The following is a 17,046-nucleotide window of genomic DNA, read 5'->3' as shown; positions in this document are numbered from 1 at the left end:
TTCTAAAATGTCCCGCCGTTATGGGTAGGGCAGGAGCAGAGGCAATGCATTTCCCCCCTTTCGCCTGGAACGGTTTCCGGGAACCTTTCAAATTCTTCACGGCACCGACGGCCGGGCGCGTAACACAGGCGTACCGTCCGGCTGACGGAAAACAGCGTCACTCCGTTTCGCAGGCGAAAAATATCGTGGTTTTTTTGCAGAACCGGGACTTCTTCGGTGCCCAGATCTGCCATATCCCGCTGCTGGAAGCGTTGCGGAAGGTCTATCCGGGACGGAAGATTCATCTTGTTTCGAAGCACAAGATCTCCAACCTGTTAAAAGAGCTTGGATTGGCGGATGAGGTGATCCTTGAATCGGGTAAATTGGAACTTGCATCACGCTACTTTGCGCTCGCGCCGGAGATCACCCTGAACCTTCGGCGCCAGTCGGGTTTCGTCAATACTCTTGTCGGTCTGGGGAGCGTTCAGACGAAAATCGGGTTTGCCTCCCCGATCAGCAAAAAGCTCTTTACACGGACACGGACGCATGAGACTGGCATCTACCGGGCGCAGAACTATCTGCGTCTGCTCGACAGGAAGATGGAAGAGGCGCATTTTACCGAGGGCAATGAGATCCTGATTATGCCCGGTGCGGGCGGTGAACACAAGATCTGGCCGCTGGCGAACTATCTCGAGGTCGCGCGGGTACTCTCTGCACGCCACCCCGTTCTCAAAGTAGCGTTTGTCCTGGGCGCCAAAGAAAAAGGGATGCGGCAGGCGATTGAACAAAGCGGTTTCGCGGTCTATGATAATCTGGACATCCGGACGCTTGTCGGGACAGTGAAACGCGCCAAGTGCGTCATCGCGAACGATTGCGGTCCCTCCCACATTGCACAGATCTATAAAAAGCGGAGCGTCATTCTTTTCACCGACGAGACTTACTCTGCGCGCGGAACGATCAATGAGTGGTTTCATCAACATGACAGGGCCGTTGCCCTGATCGGTGAGGCCGGTGCGCCGATTGACACTATTTCTGTTACGGAGGTCGTGGCGAACGTTGAGCAGCTGCTGTGCTGCTGAGGGGCTACTGATTGAGGCAGGGACCGTAGAGCTGCTCGTACCGGTCGGTCATCGCGGTGGGCGAAAAGTGCTCAAGCTGCGTGCGTGCCGCTTCGACAAGGCGTTCCCGCAGCGCAGCATCCAGGTACAGACGTTCAACGGCCACAGCCAGCGCATCGGCGTCGCCCGGCGGAACGAGCAGCCCGTTCTCTTCATGGTGTATGATGTCGGGGATGCCGCCGACGTCCGAGGCGACGATGGGGACGTCGAACTGCATGGCGTCGAAGAGGATGGAGCCCAGTCCTTCATAGCGTGAGGGGAAGGCGAAGAGGTTGAAGCATTTGAGGTAGTCGCCGACGTTGTTGACGAACCCCTCGAAGGTGACGTTTGCGAGGTCGGCCGCCGCCGCTTTCAGCTGTGCTTCGTCCTGACCGCCGCCAAGCAGCACTACTTGGATGTCCGGTTGTGTCTGCGCCAGGAGACGGGCCGCTTCGATGAGCACGGCCTGGCCTTTGTGCGCATCGACGAGCGCGCCGATATGCCCCACGACGAATTTTCCCTCAAACCGGCTTTTCAGTCTGCTGACACTCTCCCCGTCGAATGCGAGGCGGCTCCAGGCGCTGGGGATGATCGCGACATCGGTATCGGGAACGAGTTTGTGTATCTCCGTTTGAATGGCGCCGGAGAGGGCGACGCACTGTGCGGCGGAAGCGTAGATCGCGCGGTTGAAGCCGTTGTTCGTGATGGCATGGTCGACCCGCCGGGTGACAATGTAGGGGATGCCGAGAAGCTTCCTGCCGAAGAGGGCGAACTGCGCCGCCTTTGTTTCGTGCGCATGCAGCAGGGCCGCCCCTTTGAGCCGGCGGAGGTGAAAGGCGTAGGGTTTGCCGATCTCGAGGACGGTGAGGTTCTCGATCTCCCGGCAGCGCCGCCCCAGTTCCGAGCCTTTGCGTACCAGCAGCCGCTGACGGTAGCCCCGCGCTGCGAGGGTTTCGATCAGCAGCTGCGTCTGCCGCTCGCCCCCGCGGAACCCTTTGGCAAAGTTGGCGTGGGCGATAAGCGCTCCGGGATGCTCCATCGTAACTGTCCTCTCACTGCATATTCCGGACGTATCCGAAGGGTAACCGGATCGTGTCGGAAGGATGTCGTATGGTACTGTAACATTGCCAAAAATCACGATGCCCCGCTGCCGGGGACGAAGGATGATTGGTGATGCTTAACCGCCGTTACCTCCGGATCGATGCGGACAGAAACAGCAAGTTTACCTACTATATGCGCAACGTGCTTTCCTATCCGCTGCCGGGGGTCCTCTTCCGCCGGCACCGCGATTCACTTCTGGAGCGGGGGAAAGCGGATGCGGAAGTGCAGGAGCGGCTGCATTACTATAACCGCTGCGACACGGCATTCCGCCTGGGAAGCGAAGCCGACACCCTCGATGCTTTCAGAAAGGCGAAAAAAAAGACCTATTTTTTCGATCTTTACGGCTGGTGGCGCTATTTCCGTCCCGAATGCCGCAGCGCCTACCTCTTTGGGGATATCACCCACGTGCCGCCGCAGCCGACCCTGGTCAAAAGCCGCCCCATCGACGGTGACAACCGCAATTCGGTGCTGATGAACCTGAACAAAGTACGTCACTTTGTTTTCGTGAACGACAAGGTTCCGTTCGAGGCTAAAAAGAGTATGGCGGTCTGGCGCGGCAAGGCATACGGAGAGCACCGCAAGGCGTTCGTGAAACGTTTTTACGACCACCCGCTCTGCAACATCGGACAGACGAATACGAAGTTTGAGATGGACGTGCCCTGGCAGAAGGGGCGAATGACGCTCAAAGAGCAGCTGCAGTACAAATTTATCGTCTCGATCGAAGGCAACGATGTTGCCTCGAATCTCAAGTGGATCATGTCCTCCAACTCACTCGCGTTTATGGCCCGGCCCAAATACGAGACCTGGTTCATGGAAGGCAGCCTTCTCCCCGATTACCACTATGTTTTGCTAAAGGATGACTATTCCGACCTGGAGGAGAAGATCGCCTACTACAGTGAACATCCCGAGAAGGCGAAGGCGATCATTGCCAATGCCCACCGCCACGTGGCACGGTTCCGGGACAGTGAACGCGAGGCGATACTGTCCGTGTCGGTATTGGAGAAGTATTTCGAACGTTCGGGGCAGCTGGAAGCGGAGCGTCAGCGTCCGCGTGCACAGAAAAGACGGCGTACGGTCCGCCCGGTCCCGGCGCTGTTCGGGGTATAAAAGGGTTTACTTTTTCCCTTTGAGGCGTTTTTTGAAGTTGACGACCGCTTTGGTCTTGCGGTCGAACGCGGCGATGGCTTTCAATGCCAGCGCTTCGTCGATGCCGCGCAGTTCGGCATAGACCCTTCCCATCAGGGCGAGGTCATCGGGCTGTGCCCAGAGCTTGCTGAAGTTTTTCAATCCTTCAAGGGGCCCGATGGGACGGAACTGCATGCGGTTGATATCGACGAGCATGAAGGTGTAGGAACCGTTCTCTTTCCGTATCAGGATATTCCCGGGGGAGTAATCCTCGTGCCAGACCCCCTTGTCGTGCAGGCTGCAGGTGAAGGCCGTAAAAGCGCGGAGGATCGCCTCCACATCCTTTACCTCATGGTGCAGCACCTCCCGGATCGTAAAATCGTAGGGCTCGTATTTCGAGATGAAGAAGCTTTGCGCGAAGAGGCCGCCCTCGAAGAACTCGATGTAGCCGATGGGCTGGGGGGTCGGGACATCCAGCGCCTGCAGCCTGACGGCGTTGTTATAGGACTTTTTGGCCTTCGAATCGCGCAGGTAGGCGTAGACGAAACGGTTGAGCAGGTGGGGGACCTTGAACGCCTTGATGACGGTCCGGATGCCGTGCAGGGGGACGATCCGGAGTTCGTTGCGCGCCTTGTGGATGCTCTCGTCCGAGGAGGCAAACTGTTCCTTGACCGTGAGCAGCGCGTTTTCAAAGTCGGCATAGTCGGGATGGATGATGTGTTTGGCAGGCAACCGAGGCCCCTTTTTTATGGGAGTGTAATGGTGATTCGGTTAAGATTTTCATCATTTTCGGGGACACGATGAAAAAACAGATTACGGCCAATATTATAACACTCAACGAGGAAAAGAACATTGAAGCGGTGATCCGTTCGGTGCTGCCCGTGTGCGATGAGGTCCTCGTTATCGACTCGCAGAGCAGCGACCGTACCCGCGAGATCGCCGAAAGCCTCGGTGCGAAAGTCGTCGTGCAGCCCTACCTCGGGGACGGTCCCCAGAAGGCCTTCGGCGCCCCGCTGGCGTCGAATGACTGGATCCTCAGTATCGATGCGGATGAACGTCTCGATGCGAATGCCATTGCGGCGATCGCAGCACTTGACCTCGAGCAGACCCCCTATGACGCCTTCTCATTCAAGCGAAAGACCTTCGTCGGAAAGCACTTCATCAAGGTCTGGTACCCCGACCGCGTCGCCCGGCTGTATGACCGGCGGAAATGCGGCTATTCGCAGGCAATCGGGCACGCGCGGGTTGAAACAGCAAACATCAAGGATCTTGATGCGGATATGCTGCACTACTCCTTCGATGATTATGCCCACCTCATGCGCACGACGGAGAAGTTCGCGGCGCGGGGGGCGAAGATGCTGTACGAGAAAGGAAAGCGGGCATCCTGGTACGACCCTTTTACGCACGGCTTTTCCAACTGCTTCAAAAAGCTCGTGATGAAGGGGGGAATGTTCCACGGCATTCCGGGCTGGACCGTCTCCATCAATTCCGGCTATCACACCTATATGAAATACGTGATGCTGCTGGAACTGCAGGAAAACGGGCAACATAAAGACGGTACAGTGTGAAATACCTGCACATCATGAAGAACGAAAAGTTCATCGCTTCGTTCATTGATTTTATCGATACCCGTTTTGATGCAGACGAGCACCAGTTCATCGTGCTCGGCGGTTTGTCGGAACAGAAGCACCCGCTTCCGAAACACCCGAACGTGCTGGTGTTCAAAAAGATGAACAATCCCCTGCGCTACCTGCAGACTTCCAAACAGCTCAAACCCTATTTTGACCGGGCGGAAAAGGTGATCGTTCACAGCCTCCTTATCCGGGGAATCGTGGATTTTTTTTTCCACAACCTTCGCTACTGCGCCAAGGCTTACTGGGTGATTTGGGGCGGGGACCTCTACGACTATCCTGCAAAACGAAAACAGCTCAAACGGCAGTTCTACCTCTACAAAAAAAAGCAGGTGATCCGCCGTTTTGCGGGGCTCGTTACCTATGTAGACGGTGACGTTGATCTGGCACGGGAGTGGTATGGGGCGACGGGGAAACATTTCGAGTGCCTGATCTATAAAAGCAATATCTACTCTTCGGTTCCGGTGCAGAGCGCGGCGCCGAAGAAAGAGGCCTGCATACAGGTCGGCAATTCAGCCACCGCATCGAACCATCATCTGGAAATTTTTGACAGACTGGCGTGTTTTGCCCGGGAAAATATCAGGGTTGTCTGTCCGCTCTCGTACGGCAACAGAAATTATCGCGACAGGGTCATGGCACGCGGACGGGAGCTGTTCGGAGACAAGTTCGAGCCGTTGGTGGAGTTTATGCCTTTTGAAGAGTACCTGCAGCTTCTTTCGGAAATCGATATCGCGGTCTTCAACCATAAGCGCCAGCAGGGGATGGGCAATATCATCACACTGCTGGGGCTTGGCAAAAAGGTTCACCTCCGCAGGGATGTCGCAACGTGGTCCCTGTTCGAAGCGCTGGGGATCAAGGTTTTTGACGCGGCTGAGATTGACCTGCAGCCGATGGATGCGGAGACAAAGGCGGAGAACGAGACGAAAGTCAAAGCCTACTTCTCCGAGGCAAATCTCAAACAGCAGCTCGAAGAGCTGTTCAAAGGATAGATATGGCCTACTATACGGATGAAGAACTTCGGGCGATGGGGTTCAAATCCCTTGGAAAACATGTCAAGATCAGTACAAAAGCAAGTATTTACGATTGCGGGAGTATTGCCATCGGGGACGACTCCCGGATCGACGACTTCTGCGTCGTCTCGGGCAACGTGACGATCGGCGCACATGTGCACATTACTCCCATGTGCCTTCTGGCCGGAGGCGAACCGGGGTTGGAGATCGGGGATTTCTGCGCATGCGCCTATGGCGTCAAGGTGTTTACACAGTCTGATGATTACAGCGGCAGAACGATGACAAACTCGACGGTACCGAAAAAGTACAAAAACGAGACGATGGCGGCAGTGCGTATCGGGCGCCACTCCATTCTCGGGGCCGGTGCGACGGTCATGCCGGGTGTGACGCTTGGTGAAGGGAGTTCCGTCGGCGCGATGGCACTGGTGCTCGCTTCCACGGAGCCCTGGGGCATCTACGCAGGCATACCGGCCAGAAGGATCAAAGAGCGCAGCCGCGAACTGCTTAAACTCGAAGCACAATTTATGAAAGAGGCGTCAAATGATTCCGTTTAACAAAGCTCCCTATACGGGTAATGAAGAGCCCTATATGCTCGAAGCGGTCGCCAGCGGAAAGATCTCCGGCGACGGTATGTTCACCAAGAAGTGCCATGAATGGTTTGAAACCGCACTCGGATGTCCCAAGGCCCTCCTGACGACATCATGCACGCATGCGTTGGAGATGGCAGCGATCCTACTTGATATCCAGCCGGGCGATGAGGTCATCATGCCGAGCTATACCTTTGTTTCGACGGCCAACGCATTTGTGTTGAGGGGGGCGACAATCGTTTTTGTCGACGTTCGGCCCGATACGCTCAACATTGACGAAACAAAGATCGAACCGGCGATTACCGACAGAACGAAGGTAATCGTTCCGGTGCATTACGCCGGCGTCGGTTGCGAGATGGATACCATTATGGCGATCGCGGAACGCCACGGTCTCTATGTCGTCGAGGACGCCGCTCAGGGTATGCAGGCGACTTACAAGGGGCGGCCCCTCGGGACCATCGGTCATATGGGGACGTACAGTTTCCACGAGACGAAGAACTACACGGCCGGCGGTGAGGGCGGATTGCTCATCGTCAACGACGCGCGTTTTGCGGAGCGTGCGGAAATTATCCGGGAGAAGGGGACAAACCGCAGCCAGTTCTTCCGGGGCATGGTGGACAAGTACACCTGGGTCGACATCGGTTCGTCCTATCTGCCGGCGGAGATAAACGCGGCGTACCTTTATGCCCAGCTCGAATCGGCCGATGCCATCAATGCAGACCGTCTGGCGAGCTGGCGGGACTACTACGAATCGTTTGCCGCGCTGGCGCAAAAAGGGGTTGACCTGCCGACGGTGCCGGCGGAGTGCGAGCATAATGCCCACATGTTCTACCTCAAGTGCCGCTCTTTCGAAGAGCGCACGGCCCTGCTGGAGCGGTGTAAAACGGAAGAGATCCTGGCCGTATTCCACTACATCCCGCTGCATGCATCGCCGGCGGGCAAACGGTTCAGCCGTTTTCACGGCGAAGACCGCTTTACGACCGTCGAGAGTGAACGTCTTGTCCGTCTGCCGCTTTACTATGGGATGGACGAGGCAACGCGACAGCGCGTCATTGATGTCGTCAGCTCTTTTTACGGTGACTAGGCCGTTCCGCTATCGCATCACCGGCTGAACTGCCGGTTCTCCTCCAGGCTTCTGACGAGGATCTCGTTCATCTTTTGTCTGTCTTTCAGTTTGACCTTCTTGTAGCTCTTCGTATCGCGTATCTCGTTGTTGAATGCCTTTGAGAGGACGTCGGAGATGACGAAGGTCTCGTTGTCGCAGATGATGGCGTTCTCGTTCCAGTTCCCGACGAAGGCGCACTCACGGTTGTAATGAGGGGCGAAGAGGTCGTAGCCGTGGGCGTAGTCGCTTGCAGGGTTGTCTGCCCCCAGCATCGCCATCAGCGTCGGGGCGATATCGAGGTGCGAGGTGAGGCGGGTCACTTTTTTCGGTGCCGTGCTCGGCACGCGGATATAAAGCGGCGTACTGACCTGCTCGCGGTCGTAGGCGGAGTTGTGGCCGTAGTGGCCGTGCTCGAAGAACTCCTGCCCGTGGTCGGAAAGGACGATGATGACGGCGTCGTCGTAGAGCCCCTTTGCCTTGAGTGCGGCGATAAAGCGGGCGAAGCGGTCATCGACCTGATACGCGGCGTTTTTGTACATGTTGAAGAGCTCCGTCCGCTTCTCGGCGGTCGCCGTCAGGTACTGGCTGCTGACCTGGTCCGGGGTGTACTTCCGGAAAGCGTCGTCGTAGGCGCGGCTGTGGACCGCGTCGAGCCAGACGAAGGCGAACATGGGTTTGTCCACTTCCTGCTTCCCGAGCCACGCGTCGAAATAGTTTACGGTGGCCAGGTCGTTTTCTGTCTTGGTGCCGTTGTAGTCATCCTTGATAGCGTCCTGGACGTCGTAAAAGATCGTCTGCCGGAACTCCGGCCACGCCGTGTTGACGCTGGAGTCGATGCTGATCTGGTAACCCAGTTTCTTGAGGGTCTCGAAGAGTACCGGCCCCTTCTTGGCATTGAGGAAACCGAACCAGTAGCTGGAGTTGATGCCGTAGAAGATCGAGAAGAAGCCGAAGCGGGTATTGTTGCCGCCGCTGTAGTGGTTTTCGAAATCAACGGCGTCGCGTTTGAACGAGGCCATATTCGGCATGTTGTCGTCACTGACGATGTCGGGGCGGAGGGCATCGACACCGAAGATGAAGATATTGGGCGTTTTGGGCTGGGTGACGCTGATGGGGTGCAGCGGGTAGCGGATATTGGTGATCTTTTTGATATTGACGTTGATCCCGTCGTTCTGGGCTTTTTCCATCCCGAAGGTGCCGATAAGGAGGTCGTCCATCAGCAGCGGCTGGTAGAGGGGGACGACCTTCGTGCGTTCGAGGATGTCGCCGTTGAGGTGCAGGTTCGCGACGGCATAGGTCACTTTTTCGCCGACGATGACGAGGAAGAGCAGGGGCACGAGGGAGCGGTTCAGCCGGCGGTTGACCCGAGACGCTTTCCCGGCGTCGATCCGGGCAATCCGTTTCAGAGTGTATAGCAGCAGCGCCGCCAGCGCGGCGATGACGACGAAGACGATCGCAACGGCCTGGCCCGTCATCTGAAGGCTGTCGTAGGCAGCCGGGGAGAAGAGGATATTGAGGACCATGCCGTTGATATGGAAATTCCAGATGCGGTAGATGGCAAAGTCGGTCATGAGCAGCAGATCGGTCAGGAAAAACAGCACAAACAGCAGGACCGCCGTCACACGGGTAAAACGGAAAAAAAGCCGCAGGAGCAGCCAGTAGACGAGGTAGAGCGTTGCCGTCGTGGAGAGTAGGGCGGCCAGGGTGAAAACAAAGGCGGATGCGGTGTAGTGGCTGTTAAAGAGGGCAAAAGCCAGTGAAAGCAGCGCGCTCAGAAGCAGGTTGGCTTTGAAAAAAAGGGAGAGATGCTGCGGTGTCATAGTGTCGCTTTTTGGTGAAAGTATACCAAAGCGGCGCAACACTGTATAATACGCCTTAAAAAGGGTATTGACGCTTGAACGATTCGCCGACGCAATACTATTTCGGCCTGCTGCGGCAGACGGTGAAACTCCAGCTCCTTTTCCTGGGGCTGCTTTCGCTCTTCCGCCTGCTCTTTTTCTGGCAGTTCTCCCCGGCGAAGGTGACTTTCCCCGCGCAGGAACTGGCCGAAGCTTTCTTCCTCGGCCTGCGTATCGATCTGGTGCTCGTCTGCTACCTCTCTGCACTTCCCCTGCTGCTCATCATCCTGAACCATCTGGCCCGCAACGTCGTACCGCTGCCGTGGCTGACACGGTTCATCCGGGGCTATTTCACCCTGACGTACCTGATCGTCAGCGCCCTGGTCGGGATCGACTTCGGTTTCTACTCCTATTTCGGCGAGCACATCACGATCATGCTCTTCGGCTTTTTCGACGACGACACCTGGGCCCTCGTTCAGATCGGGCTTAAAAACTACAATGTCACTTTGATCATCGGTCTGGTTCTTTTTTACGCTGTGGTCCTGGTCTGGCTTGTCGGCCGTTTTTTCCGTAACGTCCGCCCGACGGGCGCGGCGGCCGGGCCGTTCAGCGCGGCAGCCGTCTACCTGATTTTGCTGCTATTGGTCGGGGTGGGTGCGCGCGGCAGCCTCGGGCTTTTCCCCCTGCTTAAAGACATCCCGGAGGTCTCGACGGACGTCTTTGTAAACGCCATCCCGCGCAGCGGCGTCTTCGCGTTCGAGAAAGCGCTCAAACAGTACCTCAAAGACAAAAACGGCGGCTACGATCTGATCAAACGCAGCGGCTACAAAGGCAAGGTGCCGCAGGCTTTCAGGGACTACCTCGGGCAGGACCGGATCAATACGGCAGATCTCGTCTCGAACCTGCGTCGTATGACGCCGAAAAATAGCGCCGCGGCAGCGAAACCGCCCCATGTCGTCGTCGTCATGGTGGAGAGTTTCGGGGCGCCCATCCTGCAGTACCAGAGCCCTATGTTCGATATCCTGCGACGCCTGAAAAAACATTTTGATGAAGACATCCTCTTTACCGATTTCATCTCCGGCGCCAACGGGACGATCGCGTCGATGGAACCCTTTCTGCTCAATGTCGTCGCCCGTCCCGGCAGCATCGCCTACGGGCAGAGTCGTTACCAGGGTACCCCCTTCCCGCAGGCGGCAGCGAGGGTCTACAAAGCAGCGGGCTACGAGACGAATTTCGTCTACGGCGGGGACCTCTCGTGGCGCAACGTCGGCAGTTTTTTCAAACGCCAGGGGTTCGACCGTGTCGAGGGGAAAAGCGATATAGAAGTGCTCTTTCCCGGGGCGGAGGAGCATGATTACGGTGTGTATGACCAGTACACGTACGACTTCGTGCTGCGTAAGCTGGAGCAGGCGGAAAAGCCGCAGTTCGTCTACATTCTGACAACGAACAACCATCCCCCCTATATCCTCTCCAAAAGCTACGACTCCAAGCCGCTGCAGTTCACGGAAGCACTGCAGGCGCATATTACCGGGGATATGGAGCTGGCGCACCGGCGGCTGCAGGATTACCAGTACGCCCTCGATATGGCCGGGCGTTTTATGGACGGGGTCAAAGCCTCCAATTTAGGGGAGCGGACCGTCGTCGCGATCACTGCGGATAACAACACCATCGAGGGGATCATGCATTACGACAACCCGCTGCAGGAGGGCAAGCAGGTACCGTTCTACCTCTACCTGCCGCCGTATCTGAAGAGCGAACCGTTCGACCGTCACGTCAGCGCATCGCATAACGACCTCTTCCCGACGCTTTACGGCCGCACCCTTTCCAACGCGGCCTATATAGCCGTCGGGGAGGACCTCTACGATCCTGAGGCGCTGCACTGCGGCTATAACGACGCGGGGGTCATCGTCTCGGCAGGGGGAGCGTTCAAAACCGGCCATGCCGTCAATGCGCTGCAGCGTGCCTGCGAGCAGAAGTACAACGCCGCACTGGCGGTGACCGAGTACCTGGTGCGGCAGGCGTATAAAGCGGCGAAACCCGTATGGGAGAAGGGGAGTGAATGAAACAGACTTTTAGGCGGTTCTGGCCGTATATCAAGGGGTATAAAGGCTACTATCTCATCGTCCTCATCGGGATCATCATGACGGTACTCGCCACCGTGGCGACGGCGCAGATCATGCAGCCGCTGATGGACAAGATGTTCATCGAGAAAGACCCGCAGATGCTCTACTACATCCCTTTGATGATGATTGTCATCTACGTCGTCAAGTCCGTCGGGCGCTACCTGCAGGCCGTCTTTATGAACTATATCGGCCAGCATATCATTACCCGGCTGCGTTCGCAGCTGCTCGACCATATGCTGCACCTGGACATGGCATTCCTGCACGCCAACCGCAGCGGGGAGCTGATCAGCCGCATCACCAACGATATCAACCGGGTGCAGTACTTTGTCTCCAACATGCTGCCCGAACTGGTCCGGGAGTCTCTGACGGCACTCGGCCTGATCGTCTACGTCATCTACCTCAACGCCGAACTGGCCTTCTATTCACTGGTTGTCCTGCCGCTGGCGATCTACCCGCTGATCCTCATCGCCAAGCGCCTGCGCCGCCTTTCGCACCGTTCGCAGGAGAAGAACGCCGACGTCGTCACCCGCCTGACCGAAGTGTTCAACAACGCCGAGATCATCAAGGCCAACGGTACCGAAGCCTACGAGATGGGGCGCTTCGATGCGGAGAACAACAAGTTCTTCAAACTGAACATGAAGGCGGTCTATACGAACGAGATCGTGTCCCCGATGATGGAGGTCCTGGGGGCCACGGGGCTGGCCGCCGTCATCTTCATTGCCGGGCAGCAGGTGTTCAACAACCAGATGACCGTCGGGGAGTTCACGGCGTTTTTGACGGCCGTGGGCCTGACCTTCCAGCCGATGCGTCGCGTCAGCTCCATCTACGGGAAGATCCAGAACGCCATCGCCGCGAGCGAACGGATCTTCAACGTGCTTGACCGCAAAAGCATGATCGAAGAGGGAACAGAGCCCCTGGAAGAACCGATCCGGGAGATTGCATTCAGCCATGTCTCGCTTGATTACGGTGAGAAGCGGGCCTTGCGGGATGTGTCGCTCGCCATCCACCCCTCCGAGCAGATCGCCCTTGTCGGCGACAGCGGGGGCGGGAAGAGCTCACTGGTCAACCTGCTGTTGCGTTTTTACGACCCGTCCGAGGGGGTGTTGCGTATCAACGGCCGGGATGTGCGGGAGTATGATCACCGCTCCCTGCTCAAACAGATGGCCGTCGTCTCCCAGCGCGTTTACATCATGCAGGACAGCCTCGCCGAAAACGTCGCGTACGGCCTCGAACTGGACGAAGAGAGGGTCATCGAGGCACTGGAGTTGGCCGACGCCTACGACTTCGCCCGGGGCCTGCCGGAGGGGATCCATACCCCGATGGAAGAGGGGGGCGTGAACCTTTCGGGCGGCCAGCGCCAGCGCATCGCCATCGCCCGTGCCATCTACAAGAATGCGTCGGTCCTGATCCTCGATGAAGCGACCAGTGCGCTGGACAACGAGAGCGAATACCGCATCCAGAAGGCGCTGGCGTCCTACTCGAAAGACAAGATCACCATCATGATCGCCCACCGCCTCACGACGGTGGAGCACGCCGACCGGCTCTACTTCTTCAAAGCGGGCGAGATCACTGACGCAGGAAGCTTCGCGGAACTGATGGAGCGTTCGGAAGATTTCCAGCGCATCGCGCGCAGCTACGAAGGGTAGTCCGGACAGGATAGCCGCTCCTGGACGAACGGCAGTGCGCTCCCGGCCGCACCAACAGCTCTTTCACACCGTTTTCATTCCCCCTCCCCAATGACGCTGCCTTTCCTGACGATCGTCAGCACTTCCGCCGATATAGATGTCGTCTGACAGATTGATAGAACTAACGGACGTGGTATGAAAATCCCACTATACTTGTGATAGATGCTTGCAAGGAGGGTTGGGATGGACGACAGTGACGACAATATGATGATCACGGAACGGTTCGAGCTGAAGGCAAAGGTCTGTGCCGAGTTGCGGCAGCGCACCCCGGATTTCGGTTTCGGCGGCTTTGGGGAGGCAACCTACTACCGCACCTACAGCCGACGCAAAGAGGACGGTTCGCAGGAGCACTGGGCCGATACGGTCATCCGGGTGATGAACGGGGCGATGTCCGTGCGAAAGCACCATTACGCGACGAGCAGGCTGCATTGGGATGAAGCGCATTGGCAGTCCTATGCCGCCGAAATGGCCGAAGCGATGTTCGAGATGAAATGGCTGCCGCCGGGACGGGGGCTATGGGCCATGGGAACGGCATACGTCTATACCCGCGGCGGTGCGGCGCTCAACAACTGCGGTGCGGTCGACACTGCCGACCTTGCCGCCGCGGCCGACTGGACCATGGATATGCTGATGTGCGGCGTCGGTGTCGGTTTCAATACCGCCTGGAAGGGCAGGGGTGCGGCCGTGCCGGACAAGTCACGCCCGGTGCCCTTTGTCATTCCGGACAGCCGCGAGGGGTGGGTCGCCTCGGTCAGGCTGCTGATCGAAAGCTACACCAGGGGCGGGGCGTGGTTCGCGTTTGATTACGATACGATCCGCCCTGCCGGTGCGCCGATCAGGGGCTTCGGCGGCACCGCTTCGGGACCGGAACCGCTCAAAACGCTGCATCGAAGGATCGAGGGCTACCTGGATGCCTTCTGTGCGGGGGAGACGGACGCGACGCGCTGCACGGCGGACATCTTCAATGCCATCGGGGCCTGCGTCGTCGCCGGCAATGTCCGGCGCAGTGCCGAGATCGCACTGGGCTCGGCGGACGACAGCACCTTCCTGGAGCTCAAAGATTACGAACGCCACCCCGAGCGTGCCGAGATCGGCTGGATGTCCAACAACACGGTGGTCCTGGAGAAGACGGACGATTTCAAGAAACTGCCGATGATCGCCAGACAGATCATCGCCAACGGTGAACCGGGGATCATGAACCTGATCAACGTGCAGAAGTACGCACGTTACGGCAGGGACGCCCACGACAACGCCTGGCTGGCGAACCCCTGTTCCGAAATCCCGCTGGAGAGCTTCGAGCTGTGTAACCTCGCGGAGGTTTTCCCGTCGCGTTGCGAGGATGAGAACGATTTTTACAAGGTGCTTGAATATGCCACGTTTTACGCGTCGACGGTCGCCCTGCTGCCGACGCACCGGCCCGAGACCAATACCATCGTCGTGCGCAACCGCCGCATCGGCATCAGTCTCTCCGGTGTGGCGGATATGCTCGATGCGCTTGGCGCGACCGAACTGACACGGCGGCTGCGGAAGGGCTACAAGGTCGTGCGTGCCGTCAACCAGCAACTGGCGGCGGATGCGGGGGTGCCTGCATCGATCCGCGTGACAACGATCAAACCGTCGGGCACGATTTCGCAGCTGGCGGGAGTAAGTTCGGGGATGCACTTCCCGACCTTCCAGTACGCGTTGCGGCGGATGCGTGTCGGCAACGACTCCGCCGTCTGCCGTGTGCTCAAAGCGGCGGGAGTACCGCATGAAGCGGACGTCTACAGCGACAATACGACCGTCTTCGCATTCCCGATCGACCAGGGGAAGACCCGCAAGGCGACGGAGGTTTCCGCCTGGGAGCAGTTCGCGTTCCTGGCGATGCTCCAGCGTGAATGGAGCGACAACATGGTCAGCTGTACCGTCTATTTCGACCCCGAAACGGAGGGGCACCAGGTCGAGCATATGCTGGCGCAGTTCGCCCCGGTGATAAAGTCCGTGTCTATGCTGCCGCACTCCGAGACGGGTGCCTACAAGCAGATGCCCTATGAAGGGATCTCCCGCGAAACCTATGAGGAGAAGCTCGCCGCCATGCCGCAGATCGACTGGAACCTTTTTGCGGACAGCGACGGGATCGAGAGCCGTTTCTGTTCGAACGACACCTGCGAACTTTAAAAGGGAGTCTTTTCATCATATAGGACGGGCCATATAAAAGAGTGACATTGATAGTAAGACCGGTATAGGAGACAGCGACACTGAAAACGTTGCGTATATTATGAAACTCTCATGACGATGGCTAGGAGGCTCCGGGAGCAGTGCCCCCTCAGACAACCTGTCGCTCTTTTCGAAAGTAGTTGGTATTTATTATAGTCCTCTCAAAGAAGTCGGGCATAATGGAGGCTTATTACCCACAACCGAATCTGTCGCGGCATGCATGTCTGTTGTGGAAAGGAGACGGCATGAAGGCTCTTTCCCGGATGAAAATGGTGCTGATCCCCCTTGCACTTCTCATTTTTAGCGCCTGCGGCGGAGGGGGATCGGCGCAGCACGCAACGCTCTCTTTCAGCGTCGTCACTCCGGCGGCACCGATCCCCCTTGTGCTTTCCAATACGGATGGTCCGGCCTCTGATGTTGTCCTCTCAGGTGATGGCAAAACACTGTATGTTGCCGAACAGGGCAGCGGCATCGCCATTTACGATGTAAGCGGCCCCGCCGGAGTGCTTCCGCTCAAAACCGAGGCGACTGCCGGCGATGCGCTGGGCGTCACCCTCTCAAGCGACGGTACACAACTTTATGTTGCCCAGAGTTCGGGCGTTGCCGTTTACGATGTCAGCGATCCCGCTGCACCGATCGTATTGGGTATAGCGAACATTGCAGGGGGGACAGCCCGCGGCACGGTCCTCTCAAAGGACAATAAACTGCTTTATGTTGCCGACGGCAGCAACGGTGTGGTGGTCCTGGATGTGAGCGATCCTGCCGCGATGGCGACAGTGGCGGTCTTCGACAGTGCTGGAGAGGCCATGGATGTGGCGCTTTCTCACGACGGCAGCATTCTCTATGTCGCCGACGGCAGTAAAGGCGTTGCGATTCTGGATGCGGGGACGTTGGCGGCTTTGGGGCTTTCCGATACGGCAGGTGCAGCGCTGGGCGTTTTGCCTTCCGGCGACGGTACGCACCTCTATGTCGCCGACGGCGCTAACGGCATTGTGGTGCTCAATGTCAGTAATCCGACGGCCCCTTTTCTGCGGGCACTTTTCAATACGACAGGCAGTGCCGGCGGGATGACACTCTCCAGCGACGGCACGACACTCTACGTGGCTGAAGGGAGTAGTGGCATCAGCGTTTTGGATGTGAGCGTTCCTGGAGGGCTTATACTGCTGAACACCTATGATAGTCCGGGAAGTGCCGGCAGCGTTGTGCTTTCCGGAGACGGCACGGTACTTTATATCGCAGACGGAACGGCCATTGTCGTTATGGCGACAACGGTCTATGCGGTGTCGGAGGCGCAGGACTTCGGTTCAACGACACTGGGCCTCAAGATACACAGCAGTGCAAGCCGCACGCTGGAGCTGACGGTGGCAGCGGACAGGAACGATATTATTGCGCTGGGGACCACCTCTGAAAGGCTGGAACCGCTGCAGTATGAAGATACAACGTATACGATCCCTGTCACATCCGTGCCCGGTGCTACCGGCGCGACTGCAGTCACTGTCACACTGAATGACGGCAGAAACACGGCGACAGCGAAAGTCAACTTCATCGTCACGCCATAGAAGATGCAAT

13 protein-coding genes are annotated in these 17,046 nt (G+C 57.7%); 10 read left to right on the top strand and 3 right to left on the bottom strand.

Going from position 1 to position 17,046, the window contains the following annotated elements; all coding sequences use genetic code 11:
- Positions 1-44: 44 nt before the first annotated feature.
- Complete coding sequence (locus WCX49_RS11320; RefSeq protein WP_345985191.1) at positions 45-1,058, top strand: glycosyltransferase family 9 protein; 1,014 nt, start codon at positions 45-47, stop codon at positions 1,056-1,058.
- A gap of 4 nt (positions 1,059-1,062) precedes the next feature.
- Here WCX49_RS11320 and WCX49_RS11315 read toward each other — a convergent pair whose 3' ends face one another.
- On the bottom strand, positions 1,063-2,115 hold the full coding sequence (locus tag WCX49_RS11315) for a glycosyltransferase family 4 protein (protein WP_345985190.1): 1,053 nt from the start codon (positions 2,113-2,115) through the stop codon (positions 1,063-1,065).
- A 134-nt stretch (positions 2,116-2,249) separates the two neighbouring features.
- Here WCX49_RS11315 and WCX49_RS11310 point away from each other — a divergent pair, with 134 nt between their 5' ends.
- Complete coding sequence (locus WCX49_RS11310; RefSeq protein ID WP_345986809.1) at positions 2,250-3,284, top strand: glycosyl transferase family 90; 1,035 nt, start codon at positions 2,250-2,252, stop codon at positions 3,282-3,284.
- Between the two features lie 6 nt (positions 3,285-3,290).
- Here the strand turns inward: WCX49_RS11310 and WCX49_RS11305 are convergent, their stop codons facing one another.
- Positions 3,291-4,034 (bottom strand): lipopolysaccharide kinase InaA family protein, encoded by a 744-nt coding sequence (locus WCX49_RS11305; protein ID WP_345985189.1) that lies wholly within the window; start codon positions 4,032-4,034, stop codon positions 3,291-3,293.
- Positions 4,035-4,102: 68 nt separating this feature from the next.
- On the opposite strand from WCX49_RS11305, the gene WCX49_RS11300 reads away from it, so the two are divergent.
- The 4 genes from WCX49_RS11300 to rffA are packed head-to-tail and all read left to right on the top strand — an operon-like array spanning position 4,103 to position 7,614.
- Complete coding sequence (locus tag WCX49_RS11300) at positions 4,103-4,870, top strand: glycosyltransferase family 2 protein (RefSeq protein ID WP_345985188.1); 768 nt, start codon at positions 4,103-4,105, stop codon at positions 4,868-4,870.
- A complete protein-coding gene (locus WCX49_RS11295) occupies positions 4,867-5,922 on the top strand; it encodes a TDP-N-acetylfucosamine:lipid II N-acetylfucosaminyltransferase (RefSeq protein WP_345985187.1) in 1,056 nt (351 codons plus the stop codon). The genes WCX49_RS11300 and WCX49_RS11295 overlap by 4 nt, the downstream gene beginning before the upstream one ends.
- A gap of 2 nt (positions 5,923-5,924) precedes the next feature.
- Entirely contained in the window at positions 5,925-6,497 is a 573-nt protein-coding gene (locus WCX49_RS11290; RefSeq protein WP_345985186.1) for an acyltransferase, read from the top strand.
- Positions 6,484-7,614 (top strand): dTDP-4-amino-4,6-dideoxygalactose transaminase, encoded by a 1,131-nt coding sequence (rffA, locus tag WCX49_RS11285; protein WP_345985185.1) that lies wholly within the window; start codon positions 6,484-6,486, stop codon positions 7,612-7,614. Before WCX49_RS11290 ends, rffA begins: the two co-directional genes overlap by 14 nt.
- A gap of 17 nt (positions 7,615-7,631) precedes the next feature.
- On the opposite strand, the gene WCX49_RS11280 is transcribed toward rffA, so the two are convergent.
- On the bottom strand, positions 7,632-9,455 hold the full coding sequence (locus WCX49_RS11280) for a sulfatase-like hydrolase/transferase (protein ID WP_345985184.1): 1,824 nt from the start codon (positions 9,453-9,455) through the stop codon (positions 7,632-7,634).
- 74 nt (positions 9,456-9,529) lie between these two features.
- Here WCX49_RS11280 and WCX49_RS11275 point away from each other — a divergent pair, with 74 nt between their 5' ends.
- The 4 genes from WCX49_RS11275 to WCX49_RS11260 all read left to right on the top strand — a co-directional run bounded on the left by WCX49_RS11275 (position 9,530) and on the right by WCX49_RS11260 (position 17,036).
- The gene (locus tag WCX49_RS11275; RefSeq protein WP_345985183.1) at positions 9,530-11,536 is read left to right on the top strand and encodes an LTA synthase family protein; all 2,007 of its coding nucleotides are present in this window, start codon (positions 9,530-9,532) and stop codon (positions 11,534-11,536) included.
- Entirely contained in the window at positions 11,533-13,242 is a 1,710-nt protein-coding gene (locus WCX49_RS11270) for an ABC transporter ATP-binding protein (RefSeq protein WP_345985182.1), read from the top strand. Before WCX49_RS11275 ends, WCX49_RS11270 begins: the two co-directional genes overlap by 4 nt.
- A 222-nt stretch (positions 13,243-13,464) precedes the next feature.
- On the top strand, positions 13,465-15,438 hold the full coding sequence (locus tag WCX49_RS11265; RefSeq protein WP_345985181.1) for a fused protease/ribonucleoside-triphosphate reductase: 1,974 nt from the start codon (positions 13,465-13,467) through the stop codon (positions 15,436-15,438).
- A 284-nt stretch (positions 15,439-15,722) separates the two neighbouring features.
- Complete coding sequence (locus WCX49_RS11260; RefSeq protein ID WP_345985180.1) at positions 15,723-17,036, top strand: DUF5074 domain-containing protein; 1,314 nt, start codon at positions 15,723-15,725, stop codon at positions 17,034-17,036.
- Positions 17,037-17,046 lie beyond the last annotated feature (10 nt).

This window comes from Sulfurimonas sp. HSL-1656 (genome assembly GCF_039645585.1).
In the GTDB taxonomy this organism is placed as follows: Bacteria; Campylobacterota; Campylobacteria; order Campylobacterales; family Sulfurimonadaceae; genus Thiomicrolovo; species Thiomicrolovo subterrani.
This window is presented reverse-complemented; position numbering and strand designations above follow the sequence as displayed.

Coding starts and splice junctions, on each gene's coding strand:
- WCX49_RS11320 (WP_345985191.1), top strand. CDS start 45: ATGCATTTCCCCCCTTTCGCCTGGAACGGTTTCCGGGAACCTTTCAAA.
- WCX49_RS11315 (WP_345985190.1), bottom strand. CDS start 2,115: ATGGAGCATCCCGGAGCGCTTATCGCCCACGCCAACTTTGCCAAAGGG.
- WCX49_RS11310 (WP_345986809.1), top strand. CDS start 2,250: ATGCTTAACCGCCGTTACCTCCGGATCGATGCGGACAGAAACAGCAAG.
- WCX49_RS11300 (WP_345985188.1), top strand. CDS start 4,103: ATGAAAAAACAGATTACGGCCAATATTATAACACTCAACGAGGAAAAG.
- WCX49_RS11290 (WP_345985186.1), top strand. CDS start 5,925: ATGGCCTACTATACGGATGAAGAACTTCGGGCGATGGGGTTCAAATCC.
- rffA (WP_345985185.1), top strand. CDS start 6,484: ATGATTCCGTTTAACAAAGCTCCCTATACGGGTAATGAAGAGCCCTAT.
- WCX49_RS11280 (WP_345985184.1), bottom strand. CDS start 9,455: ATGACACCGCAGCATCTCTCCCTTTTTTTCAAAGCCAACCTGCTTCTG.
- WCX49_RS11270 (WP_345985182.1), top strand. CDS start 11,533: ATGAAACAGACTTTTAGGCGGTTCTGGCCGTATATCAAGGGGTATAAA.
- WCX49_RS11265 (WP_345985181.1), top strand. CDS start 13,465: ATGGACGACAGTGACGACAATATGATGATCACGGAACGGTTCGAGCTG.
- WCX49_RS11260 (WP_345985180.1), top strand. CDS start 15,723: ATGAAGGCTCTTTCCCGGATGAAAATGGTGCTGATCCCCCTTGCACTT.